This is a genomic window from Segatella intestinalis, assembly GCF_029348455.1.
Lineage (GTDB): Bacteria > Bacteroidota > Bacteroidia > Bacteroidales > Bacteroidaceae > Prevotella.
Map to the genome: position 1 here is coordinate 42,131 of NZ_JARJVV010000009.1, position 12,900 is coordinate 55,030.

The following is a 12,900-nucleotide window of genomic DNA, read 5'->3' on the forward strand; positions in this document are numbered from 1 at the left end:
AAAGTATGTAAGCTTCCTGGGAAAAAGAAAGCTTGGTTGAATTTTCCTTTACTTGATAATCTTCTTGTAACAATTGCGACGCTTGTGCAAGATGGGGTTCAAAACTCCCCACTGACCTTGCACACCGGCATTGGCTTCCATCTCCACCTGGGTCTCACCCCACTCGATGCCATAAGCCTGGTAACGGGGAATGAGGTCGGCAAAGAGAAGCGCATTGGCTCCCTTGGCACGATACTCGGGAAGGACGCCTACGAGCAGCAGGTCGACAATCTTGGTCTTGTGCATCTTGATGGCGCGCAGCACGTGCCACCAGCCAAAGGGGAACAGACGGCCGCGACGACACTTCTGCAGAGCCTTTGCCAATGAAGGTATGGTGATGCCGATGCCCACCATCTTGTGCTCGGCCTCGCTCCAGTCCTCGATGCAGGTAATGAGATTGAAGTCGAGGAAACTCAGATAAGAATGAATCAACTGGTCTATCTGCTTCTGCGAGAGCTCGGAGTAGCCATAGAGGTCTTTGTAAGTGGCATTGATCAGTTCGAATATCTTCTGACCATAACCGCCCTGGAAAACATCTTTCTTGGTAAGCTTGCGCACATGCAGATTGTATCTTTTCTCTATCATGGCAGCAATCTTGGCGTATTTCTCGGGCACGGTATCAGGCACGATGAGCTTGTACTCTACGTACTTGTTGTCGACCTCGTAGCCATCGAGAGCCTCTATATGCTCGGGGTAATAGGAATAGTTGTAGATGGTGGGCATGGTGCCCAACTGGTCGAATCCCCAGGTAAGCATGCCTTCAGGATCCATATCAGTAAAGCCAAGCGGACCTACCACATTGTCCATTCCCTTAGACTTGCCATAGTCTTCTACAGCCTGCAGAAGAGCCTTGGACACTTCACGGTCGTCGATGAAGTCGATCCAGCCAAAGCGCACCGACTTGCAGTTCCAGCGCTCGTTGGCCTTGTGGTTGATGATAGCAGCGACACGACCCGCCAACTTTCCGTCCTTATAGGCAAGAAAATATTCGGACTCGCAAAACTCAAAAGCGGCATTGCGGTCCTTGCTGAGGGTATTCATTTCGTCGCTGAACAGGTTGGGCACATCATACTCGTTGCCCTCGTATAGGTCGTAATGGAAGTCGATGAACGTCTTCAAGTCCTTCTTGTTTTCGACCTTTCGAATCTCTATTAATGACATTATCTCAAACTAGTTTGTTACTTTAAAGCATGCAAAAATAGCAATATTTGGTCAAACAGCCAAATATTGCTATTTTTTTTGCAGTTTTTTATGAGGTTGACAAGTATATTGGTGGTTTATTTTGCCTCAATATTGGTTTTATCAACTGATTCCGCCTGTCAGATTACTGAACTTTCGCAAATAGGACAGTTCCGTCATTTTCAGCCAATTTTGCTTAGCTGCTTATTTCAGAAGATGTGCTTTTATCCACTCCATCTGTCCGCGGTTGGTTTCTGTTGTCGTCCAATGCTCGTTGATCGGGGTAAGCAGACTCTCCTTAGTACATTTCAGCGTGTTCCAGACAGCATAGCTGGTTGTTGGAGGACAGGTCACATCGTTGTAGCCCCATGTAAGATAAGTAGGAGCCTTGACGTAACGGGCAAAATTGACTACATCGAAGTAAGCCAGGGTGTTGAGACAGTCCTTATTGCTCAATATCTGAGGCTGACGGCAGAAGTGTGGATAACCGCCCGTTCCGCCCTTAGCCGCATAACCCGCCATGTCGCTAAGGGCAGGATGATTGGCAACACATTGGGTGACACGACTGTCGAGTCCTGCTGCGATAATGGCCAAGGCTCCGCCCTGACTGCCGCCCTGCACAGCAACATTCTTGCCATCCCACTCGGGAAGCGAAGTCAGGAAATCGATACAACGAACCAAGCCTACATAGACATGCTTCATATAATAAATGTCCTTGTTCTCCAAACCATTGGCCAAATAACCGCCATTACGGTCGTTGAAAGCACGACTGATCTCGCCAAAAGTCTCTGACGGAATGCGTGGGTCGAGGCCATGAATCTCCACCTCAAATCGAACAAAGCCATTCTCGGCATAATACTTGTTGCGCATAGGATCCTTGATGGTCTTGATGCCTGCTCCTGGAGGACAGAGCACTACGGGATGCTTGCCTGGTTGGGCATTCTTGGGATAGAACAGGAAGCCATACATGGAATGGCCCATTTTGTCGATCTGGAGCTTGACGAGATAACAGTCTATCTTGTCGGTACAATAGTCCTTGTACAACTCCTTGGTATAAGACATCGGCACCTGTTTCAGTTCCTCCACGTTCTTCTGCCAGAAGCTTCTGAAATCCTGGGGCTCCTGTGTATAGGGTTTTATCTTGTCGACCGAGAATCCCACCTTGATATGATGCTCATAGGTCTTTCCGTCGAGACTGACAGAGAGTTTCATGTCGCGGAATCCTGGAGTCTTCTTCGTTCCCATATTGATGACGGCACGTCCGTTCTTCAGCTTCACGCTTCCATGCTTGTCGGGCTGGAGCATGTCGTTGCCTATGGAATATTTCAGTTCGCCATCACGGGGAATGCCATACTTGCAGAAACTCACCTCCACCTTGGCATTCTCGCCGGTCTGATAAAGCCAGTCGGCATGGTCGGGCACAGTGAGCCAAAGATAGTCGCTCTTATAAGGATAGTTCTCCGCTTTGATGTTTTGTACACCACTCATGTTCATCGCCAAGATAAACGCGAGCAATAAAAAGATTGTTTTTAATTTGTTCATAAATGGTAGCTTATTTTTTTGTTACTCAACTTTCGCTGGGTTCAGTTTGTTATTTGTATCGGCTTCATGTCTTCTGCAAAATTAAGAAAATTAAGGATAAATTCCAAACATTCAGAAAGAATTTCCTAACTTTTCATGCGTTTTCTAAAATTTTATCCGTTATCAGCAGCACATGACTGTCGTCAGACAAGGTAGTGGCGAAGATATAGGTTTCGCCTCCATCCTTCAACTTCAGTCGTTTGCGCAATTCTGCTACAGAGAGAGGAAAGTTGCGGGTGGCAATATTAGCCTTCACAATGCCTTGCAAATGGCGCTTGAGTTCTTTCTTGTTGAAGGAAGAAACGGCACGGATACGGAAAGAACGGCCTGGAAAATCGGCTACAGAAAACTGGCTCACGAAAAGGTGACTGTTCTTGGAGAGCATCGAGACAGAATAACGCTCGGAAAGAACTCCGAAACAGCCTGCTTTCATCAGCGAGGCATTCGGCTCATAGAGATATTGAGCCGAATCTAAGTCGGCTGCTGCTATGCGGGTTACAGAAGAAGCCATTTCGGCATCATCGCAGACAAACGACTGAGTATCGTTGACACAACAAATGCGAAGGCGACTGTTATCGTCCATATTTCGCGCTGAGAGCACCAACAAGAGCTCCTTGCACTCATTGTTCACAGAAACAACATGAACCTCTCTCACACACCTTAATTCGCTTACAGCACGATGCCAGTCGAGCATCGGAGACAGTTTGATGACTACAAAATCGGCTTTCTGGAGCATTTCCTCTTGAAGCCTGGTTACATCGGGGGTGCAGTCTTGAAGACTTACCACCTTGTTGCCGGCATCATCACGACGGGCTGGATCAATATAGATTACCCGAAGACCAGAATGATTCGGAATCGCATGAAGCACCTCTACTCCATCTCCATTCTTCACGACGACATGCTTTAATCCCAATCGTTCAAAATTCTCCTTCGCCGCTTCACAAAGATGCTTTTGCCGTTCTACATACATCGACTTAGCGCCCAATCGGGCTGCCATATAAGAGAAGTCGACTCCAAAACCTCCAGTAAGGTCAACAAACTCAATTTCTGCAACAGAATCTCCTGAGCAAGCATCGCTTTTGGCTTTGTTAACACAACCACCTGTTTCTGTTAATATCTGTTGCTTTTCACAAGTACCTTCATTTTGAGCGAATTCTGAATCAACTGTGCTCTTGGTCGCAAATTCGCAAATTTTGGAATTATCGCCTTGGGGCACGATTTCTCCTCGAAAAGAGGAAAAAGAAGAATTTCCCAACAATCGTGCAGCCAATTCGGCTTTATAGAGCGCAGTCTGCTCTGACGAACATTGCTCCATCGAGATGTGAGGCGGATAAATGATGCCGTCGATACTGGCCCAGCGAGGCAACTTGATACGAGCCATCTGTCGACCACGTATCTGGTCGAGAGCAAAAGGCATATTGACCTCAGGATTCTTGCTTCCGAGGAAAGCCAGCTTGCGGACGTCGTCGTCCTGATGTTGGCGAATAAAGTCTTGAGTAGCTTGGTTCATCGTTGTCATCTCCCTTTATCTTGTCTATGACGATGCATTTATCCGACTACCAGCGAGAATTGCAGCCCTAAAGCATTTGCTATTCTCAAGAAAGTGGAGAGTTGCATATCCGTTTGGCCCTTTTCCAGAGCAGAGACATACTCTCTCTTCTTGCCGATTTTCTCGGCAAGAGCCTTCTGCGTCATCTTCTGTTTCTTACGCTTGTCTTTTAACAACTCTGCATAATACCAAGCCTTGGCCCTGGCATCAAAATCCTTGCGAGCCTCACTGCCAGGTTCACCAATCTCTTCTCGAAGATGATCTTCGAATGTTCTCAACTTAGACAGTTTTTCTTCATTAAACTTTAACATAAGCCCTGCCGTATATTTTCTTCTTCCATGCTGCAAAAATAAGAAAAATATTAGTTATTTCCAAATGTTTAGGAAGGAATTTATTACTTTTCCGTTTTTCTTTCGAAAAGGGTATTACACTATTAGTTATAAGGTCGCGAATTGCGACCTTAATCCATCAAGTTGATTCTGGAGGCACAAAGCGATAAGACTCCCATTATCGACATATTGTTTTTTGAAATAGAATTAGCACAAAACCCTTCACCCTTCATCTATCGTTTGGAATCCCCAGGGTTTATCGGGGTTTCAAGCATTGAAGGGGGCTAAATAACCCTTCATCTCCCTTCATATGGTCATAATAGACGCCCCGAACTGGTCATAATAGATGCCTCGGACTGGTCATAATAGAAGACAAATAATGGCCTTAAATAGAAGCATGGACCAAACTCTGTCTATCAGTCGAAATCTGAAAATGGCAAAAAGATGAAGGGTGATGAAGGGTAATGAAGGGGTAAAATAAGCCTATCAGCCTTGGCCCCCCGTGTTTATCGGCATTCCGTGCGAATAGATGAAGGGAGAAGGGTTTTTGCGTAATCCATTTTTATAAATACTGATGCTATAAAAATGCCTACTTATGGCACAAAAGTGCCCTCCCAGGAGCAATGATACAGAATAACCTTTTAGACTCACTAATCCTTATTCCAGACCGAGGCAATTCTTTCCAATGTTTGCCAAATTGGAAAGAAACGAAAAGGAGACAAATCTCTTAAAAATAAGACTTGCCTCCTTAATATTCTTTACTTCACGATTTCTTTTCTCACGCTGCCGTCGCTATACTTCACGATGTTAACACCCTTAGTTGGTGCTGTCAATCGCTGACCTTGTGATGAGAAGCGAGATACTTCTTTAACTTCAGAAGACACCGTTGTATTATCAATACCTGTCTCTTCGGATACGGTTACAATGCAAGTTCCTACATAATTACCATCTTCTGTCGTTGCCAAAACTACGGTTTTACCATAACCTGTAGTTAGCAATTCACCGCTATTTGATACCATGCAGACACTTTCATTACTACTCTTCCATGTCACATTTTTGTTGGTTGCATCCTCGGGCTGTATTTTTGCTGTCAGTTGTGCGGTTTTGCCTAATTCTGTCAGTTCAACCTCGGCAGGCTCAATAGAAACTCCTGTTACTGGCTTTGCTACTACAATTTCGCAAGAGTTCGATACACTGCCATCGTATGTTGTTACAGTAATAATTGCAGTACCACTTTTATGAGCGTAAACTTCTCCATTATCATCTACAGTAGCGACCTCTTCATTATCACTACTCCACTTTAAACGTTTGTCAAATGCATCGGATGGCTGGATTTCAAATAGTAGGTTTGTATGCTCATTTGGTACCATTTGGTGAGGAGAGGCCCAACGAAGAGCAATATTGGAAACTTTTTTCATCTCTACAATATTACCTATATTATCATAGGCACCATATTCTTTTGTATATGCTTCTAAACTTCCTTCTGGTACATACAAAGTCTCTATAATATTTTGTGAATACCTATCATGATCACGTACCGGTGGATTCTTTGCATAGAAAAAAACATATTTAGCCTCTAATCGAGCAAATAAAGAATCACATTTTTCACTAACAGTTATCGTGTCAGATTTAAAAATATCTCCTGTATAATAATGCATAATGCCCGAAATTGAAGACCTATATATTTGGCTATAATAGCACTTTAAACTGTCAGGGAAATCAAAACGACTTTTAGATATTGGCACTATATACTCCCTGTTATGATAACCATCAGGAGACCAAAAAGACTGACCATGTTCTTCTTCCAATTTTATTCCCCCTATTTTTTTAAGTGATTTTGGAAACACTAAAGGCTCATGAAAAGATAGTTCCTTTCCATAAAAAGCTTCGTTCCCAATAAATTTCAATGTATTCGGAAAGGCAGAAATAGAACAAGCCTCTGAAGTCCGAAAAAACTCAGAAGGGATACTATCACTCCCCTCCATTAATATCAAGTGATTTATCTTAGAATCAGTTCCTACTTTAGTATCACTATTACAAATCAAAAACAGAGAATCTATCTTTGTATTAAAGTGTACTCCCCCTTTAAACACTTTAGGAAGTATTAGTTTTTGTAGAGTTTTACCTGCTTTTATGAAGTTAGCCCACAACACATAATCATTATAATCTTTATCAATCGTCACTACATTATAAAGATTCAGTACTTTTAGATTTCTTTTACCAATTAAACCATTGATAAACTCCATATCCGTAGGATTAATGTATCCTGTAACTGTCAAATCCTCCACTGCGACTTGCTGAGCATAAGTCATCTTGCTTGATAGCCAACCAGGAGTTTGATTGTCTACCGTCATCACCTTGTCTTGTGCATTCATACTAATGGATGCAAACAAGCACACTAAGAAAATGTAAATCTGTTTCATATCACAATCTGTTTATGTTATTTAGTCAATTGTTCCTCTACAACTTTATCCATACCACTATCAGTATAGCATTTATGGAAAGAACTATCTATATGCGAATATTGCTTTATAAACCAAAGTTCTTCTATTGCCATTTGGGATGCAATGTACCTAAGAAATGTTCTTGTTTTAAGTTTCTTAGGAATATCCATTCTCACAAATTCCAATATTTCTTGCAAACTTCTAATATAATGTTCATAGCAAATATTTCTCTCATTTAAAAATATCCGAAAAGCATATTCACCTTTATTACTAAGCGTTTTAGCTTTATTATAATCATTTTCAGAAATGTGGTAAGTTTTGATATAAAACTTGTATTTACAATCATTCCTTGCTATATGTTCCATCTTAATTGCTTTCAGTCGATTTTCTTCATTATCAGAGTATTCATCTTGTCGTATTTGCCATTGATTGATACTTTCTATATCAGTATCCTTCAGTTCGCCTAAATACTTTTTTTGAGACAATGCTTCTATAATTGACCGAACTTCATTATTAGCAAATAAAAAACATTGCCTACCTAAGAAAGTTCTATAGAAAGATTCCATATCCTGGGAAATCAAGTTGGCATTTACTTTTAAAGCATCAGCTAACTTCCTATGAAAATTTTGCGTCTGATAAAATGCAGATTTAAATTGTTCTTCCTTAAAAGTCCTTCGCTGATGCAAAAAGGTTAAATATGCTAAGATTGCAGTAATTATAGGGATTACAACTGCAACAACTTGCTCTATTATAGATTTGGATTCTAATATACAAACATTAATGTCCATACAAAACCATTTTGCCACGAATCCCTAAATAGCGATAAAACAATCAGATTACGGCAAAAATAAAAAAACGTGGGATTCTACCTGTTACCCGTCCCACGAATCGAGGCCTTCGCATTGCCCAGTGTTGTTGAACGAGCAACGTCGAAGCCCACGCCGATATGTATACACTTCTCCCTATACCAATATTTGGCATATTGCAAGATGCAATACACCCATACCAGTAAAGGGATGTGATTATTACACATCCCGAGGGCATCTACCGTTGCAATGCTCAAGACAACACCTGAAAGTTGCGAAGTTTCGATTCGTCAAGAACAAAGCGTCAAGTAAACGCTTTTATATTATGTCGTGACACCACTATATTCCACTTACCTTGTTTCTCCCCATCTCGGCATGAGAAAGAGCCTCACAGAGCCTCTAAATGCCTCGACACGGCGTGAGCGAGAGTGGTATCGGTTGCAAAGATAATGAAAATAATGATTACTTACATGTTTTTCGTGGATTATTTTTCATGTAGAGCCAAGAAAAGAGAATGTTCGGGCACACAAATGGACAAAATAAAAACTGCCACAAGATGTAGCAGTTTCTATTCACACACAAACTAACTGTAATTCATTAGCGGATTTTTTTATTTCTTGCAAGATTTCACGCTCACATTCAGCAGATGGTTTCTTAGTGCCATTCACATACTGTGTCATCAAACCTTGGCTAATTCCCAAACGTTTACCAATCTCTACAGCATTCAGTTCTGGATGAGATAAAAAAATCAAGGAAATGCCTGTAGGTTCTGGATCTTCGTATTCAAAACTCTCAAAGGAAACATCCTCGTCCAACAAGGGCCAATAAATGCCCTCGTCATCTATCTCATAATCTTCACGTTGCTCATGAGTAGCATTCTTCAAACGCTTATAATAAAGCAAGGACTGCCACAGCACTCTTCCATCGTCTGTCTCGCCGTAAATACGGTCATCGGCAAACCAAATTCTTTTAATTTTCATTTTCACCTCCTTCTTCTACGCTACTGCCAAAATACTCTTTCCATTTTGCAATGGCTAAGTCGTGATTCTCTTCAAGAACCATTTCAGCCGCTTTAATATCCTTGTTCTTCAATCCTTTATTATAAACAAGAACCACCGCATCGTCTGTTATCTCGAACTTTGCTCTTCCATCTGCATTTTTCACATGGACATGAATTGGTTCATGCTCACGAGAATAGAAGTAAAAGCGCATTCCGAACATTCTTAATATTTCTGGCATAAGCTGTTATTTAGTTATTCTCGGTTGCAAAGATAATGAAAATAATGATTACTTACATGTTTTCCGTGGATTATTTTTCGTAACATTCCAAAAAAGTGAATGTTTGGGTGCACAAAAGAAACAATTAGACCTCAGCACTTTACGCAAAGAGCATATAGTGTGAGGTCTAATATTTCATTTGATTTTCCTCTGATGGAAATCATCCGTCAGAGGAAAAAAGAATCTCGATAAGAGAAGATTAGTCAGCCAACTTTGCCTTCAAGAACTCACGGTTCAGGCGGGCGATGTTGGCGATAGACTCGTTCTTAGGACAAACAGCCTCGCAAGCACGAGTGTTTGTACAGTTACCGAAGCCGAGCTCATCCATGCGTGCAATCATCTTCTTAGCACGGGCAGCAGCCTCTACACGACCCTGTGGGAGAAGTGCCAACTGGCTAACCTTTGAGCTGACGAAGAGCATGGCAGAACCATTCTTACATGCAGCAACACAAGCACCGCAACCGATACATGTAGCGCAATCCATTGCCTCGTCTGCATTCTCCTTAGGAATCAGGATAGCATTGGCATCCTGAGCCTGACCTGTACGGATGCTGGTGTAACCACCTGCCTGGATGATCTTGTCGAATGCTGAACGGTCTACCATACAGTCCTTGATGATAGGGAAACCTGCAGAACGCCAAGGCTCAACGGTGATAACATCGCCATCGTTGAAACGACGCATGTAGAGCTGACAGGTTGTAGCACCACGCTCTGTCTTACCATGAGGTGTACCATTAATATAGAGAGAGCACATACCGCAGATACCCTCGCGGCAGTCGTGGTCGAAGACGAAAGGCTCCTGACCTGACTCGATGAGCTCCTCGTTCAAGATGTCGAGCATCTCGAGGAATGAAGTATCATCTGGGATGTTCTTCATCTCGTGTGTATCGAAGTGACCCTGTGCTGTAGGACCGTCCTGCTTCCAATACTTAACTGTGAAACTTATATTTCTTGCCATTGTCTTGTTCGCTTTTTAGTTCTTGTAATTTCTTGTCTGTACCTTAATTGCCTCATACTCGAGAGGTTCCTTGTTGAGTACTGGAGCAGTTGTGTCGTTGCCCTGATACTCCCAGCAACCTACGTAGAAGAAGTTCTCGTCATCACGCTTAGCCTCGCCTTCCTCTGTCTGGTACTCCTCACGGAAGTGACCACCACAGCTCTCGTTGCGGTGCAATGCATCGTAAGCGATCAACTCACCCATCAAGATGAAGTCACGCAAGTGGATAGCCTTATCCAACTCTACGTTCAAGCCTTCCTTCTTGCCAGGGATGAAGAGGTTCTTGTTGAATTCCTCGCGCAGAGCCTTCATCTTCTTCAAACCTTCCTCAAGACCTTCCTTGGTACGACCCATACCTACGTGCTCCCAAAGGATGTGACCCAACTCCTTGTGGATAGAATCTACAGAGCGCTTGCCCTGGATACCCATCAGGCGGTCTATTTCCTTCTGAACACCAGCCTCTGCCTCTGCGAACTCTGGAAGATCGGTAGAGAGCTTAGGCCACAATGCCTGGTCGGCCAAGTAGTTCTGGATAGTGTATGGCAATACGAAGTAACCGTCAGCCAAACCCTGCATCAAAGCAGATGCACCAAGACGGTTAGCACCGTGGTCAGAGAAGTTACACTCACCAATAGCGAAGAGACCTGGGATAGTGGTCATCAACTCGTAGTCAACCCAAATACCACCCATTGTATAGTGGATAGCAGGGAAGATCATCATTGGGTTGTAGTACTTCACGCCGTTGATCTCGTTAGCCAACTCACCTGGGTTAACGTCGGTAATCTCCTCATACATATCGAAGAGGTTGCCATAACGCTGCAGGATAACGTCGATACCGAGACGGTTGATAGACTCAGAGAAGTCGAGGAATACGGCAAGACCTGTGTTGTTGACACCGAAGCCCTTGTCGCAACGCTCCTTAGCAGCACGAGAAGCCACGTCACGAGGAACCAAGTTACCGAATGCTGGGTAACGGCGCTCCAAGTAGTAGTCGCGGTCTTCCTCAGGAATATCAGAACCCTTCTTTGTACCTGCCTGCAATGCCTTAGCATCCTCAAGCTTCTTAGGAACCCAGATACGACCATCGTTACGGAGTGACTCTGACATCAAAGTCAACTTACTCTGGTTTGTACCGTGAACAGGGATACATGTTGGGTGAATCTGAACGTAAGATGGGTTAGCGAAGTCAGCACCCTTGCGGTAGCACTGGATAGCTGCTGTACAGTTACAACCCATAGCGTTTGTAGAGAGGAAGTAAGCGTTGCCATAACCACCAGTAGCGATAACTACAGCATTGGCAGAGAAACGCTCCAACTCACCTGTAATCAGATTCTTGGCGATGATACCACGAGCGTGACCGTCAACGATCACAATATCCTCCATCTCGTAACGGGTGAAGAGCTTTACCTTGCCTGCCTCAACCATGCGGCTCAAAGAAGAGTAAGCGCCGAGGAGGAGCTGCTGACCTGTCTGACCCTTAGCATAGAAAGTACGAGATACCTGAGCACCACCGAAAGAACGGTTAGCCAACATACCACCGTACTCACGAGCGAAAGGAACGCCCTGAGCTACGCACTGGTCGATGATGTCGTTGCTCACCTCAGCCAAACGGTAAACGTTAGCCTCACGGGCACGGTAGTCACCACCCTTTACTGTATCGTAGAACAGACGGTAAACAGAGTCGCCGTCATTCTGATAATTCTTAGCTGCATTGATACCACCCTGTGCTGCAATAGAGTGAGCACGACGAGGAGAGTCCTGGATGCAGAAGTTAAGGATATTGAAGCCCATCTCGCCGAGAGAAGCAGCAGCAGAAGCACCTGCCAAACCTGTTCCTACAACGATGATGTCGAGCTTTAACTTATTCTTTGGGTTAACCAAACGCTGATGAGCCTTATAGTTGGTCCATTTCTCAGCTACTGGTCCTTCTGGTATTCTTGAATTTAATGTCTTAGCCATAATCTTTTTATATACTTAAATGATTACATGAATTAAGCTGCACAGCACAAAGATGGAGCGCAACCGAAAGCGAATGCCAATACAACTACGATGAAGAGGAGAAGCAAGATGGTAGAGTAAATCATACCGATCATCTTCCAACGGCAGAACCATGTCTTACCGCTCCAACCGAGTGTCTGAATGGCACTCCAGAAACCATGAGTGAGGTGGAACCACAAAGCTACCAACCAGATGATGTAGAGAACTACGAATACTGGATTAGCGAAGGTGTCCTGAATGAAAGCGAAACCTTCTGCTGGTTCGTGACCACCGAAGCTTGTACCCAAGAGTTCTGCAAACATCATGTTGTACCAGAAGTTGAAAAGGTGAAGCAAAAGACCGAGAACGATGATGATACCGAGTACCAACATGTTCTGACTTGCCCACTCTACCTTCTCTGGCTTTGCTGTTACCTCGTAACGCTGGTTACCACGAGCACGACGGTTCTGTGCTGTCAGGATGAAAGCGTAAACGATGTGACAAACTGCCAAAGCTGCCAAACCTAAGGTTGCAACTACGGCGTACCAATTTGCACCCAAAGCTCCACAAATCATGTCATAAGCCTTTCCTGAGAAAAGCGCAACCACATTCATGCAACCATGGAATGTCAAGAATAGAATAAGTGCAATACCAGTTACTGACATCACTACCTTTCTACCAATAGATGAATTGATTAACCACATAAATGATTGATTTTTAA

At 43.6% G+C, this 12,900-nt stretch carries 11 protein-coding genes; all 11 read right to left on the reverse strand.

Going from position 1 to position 12,900, the window contains the following annotated elements:
* Positions 1-48: 48 nt before the first annotated feature.
* A complete protein-coding gene (locus P3T48_RS07345; RefSeq protein WP_276506222.1) occupies positions 49-1,200 on the reverse strand; it encodes an N-acetyltransferase in 1,152 nt (383 codons plus the stop codon).
* A gap of 222 nt (positions 1,201-1,422) precedes the next feature.
* Positions 1,423-2,712, reverse strand: coding sequence for an acetylxylan esterase (locus tag P3T48_RS07350; protein WP_276506292.1), 1,290 nt, complete (start codon positions 2,710-2,712; stop codon positions 1,423-1,425).
* 181 nt (positions 2,713-2,893) lie between these two features.
* Entirely contained in the window at positions 2,894-4,318 is a 1,425-nt protein-coding gene (locus P3T48_RS07355; RefSeq protein ID WP_276506224.1) for a class I SAM-dependent methyltransferase, read from the reverse strand.
* Positions 4,319-4,347: 29 nt separating this feature from the next.
* Positions 4,348-4,659 (reverse strand): helix-turn-helix transcriptional regulator, encoded by a 312-nt coding sequence (locus P3T48_RS07360; RefSeq protein WP_276506225.1) that lies wholly within the window; start codon positions 4,657-4,659, stop codon positions 4,348-4,350.
* Positions 4,660-5,435: 776 nt separating this feature from the next.
* Positions 5,436-7,100: an Ig-like domain-containing protein gene (locus P3T48_RS07365; RefSeq protein WP_276506226.1), complete on the reverse strand. Its 1,665-nt coding sequence runs from the start codon at positions 7,098-7,100 to the stop codon at positions 5,436-5,438.
* 17 nt (positions 7,101-7,117) lie between these two features.
* Positions 7,118-7,909, reverse strand: coding sequence for a hypothetical protein (locus P3T48_RS07370; protein ID WP_276506227.1), 792 nt, complete (start codon positions 7,907-7,909; stop codon positions 7,118-7,120).
* A gap of 590 nt (positions 7,910-8,499) precedes the next feature.
* Positions 8,500-8,907 (reverse strand): DUF2442 domain-containing protein, encoded by a 408-nt coding sequence (locus tag P3T48_RS07375; RefSeq protein ID WP_276506228.1) that lies wholly within the window; start codon positions 8,905-8,907, stop codon positions 8,500-8,502.
* Positions 8,897-9,166: a DUF4160 domain-containing protein gene (locus P3T48_RS07380; RefSeq protein WP_276506229.1), complete on the reverse strand. Its 270-nt coding sequence runs from the start codon at positions 9,164-9,166 to the stop codon at positions 8,897-8,899. The genes P3T48_RS07375 and P3T48_RS07380 overlap by 11 nt, the downstream gene beginning before the upstream one ends.
* Positions 9,167-9,404: 238 nt before the next feature.
* The gene (locus P3T48_RS07385; protein ID WP_022120108.1) at positions 9,405-10,163 is read right to left on the reverse strand and encodes a succinate dehydrogenase/fumarate reductase iron-sulfur subunit; all 759 of its coding nucleotides are present in this window, start codon (positions 10,161-10,163) and stop codon (positions 9,405-9,407) included.
* A gap of 15 nt (positions 10,164-10,178) precedes the next feature.
* On the reverse strand, positions 10,179-12,161 hold the full coding sequence (locus P3T48_RS07390; protein WP_276506230.1) for a fumarate reductase/succinate dehydrogenase flavoprotein subunit: 1,983 nt from the start codon (positions 12,159-12,161) through the stop codon (positions 10,179-10,181).
* A gap of 32 nt (positions 12,162-12,193) precedes the next feature.
* Positions 12,194-12,883, reverse strand: a complete 690-nt coding sequence (locus tag P3T48_RS07395) for a succinate dehydrogenase/fumarate reductase cytochrome b subunit (RefSeq protein ID WP_235391465.1) — start codon at positions 12,881-12,883, stop codon at positions 12,194-12,196.
* Positions 12,884-12,900: the final 17 nt, after the last annotated feature.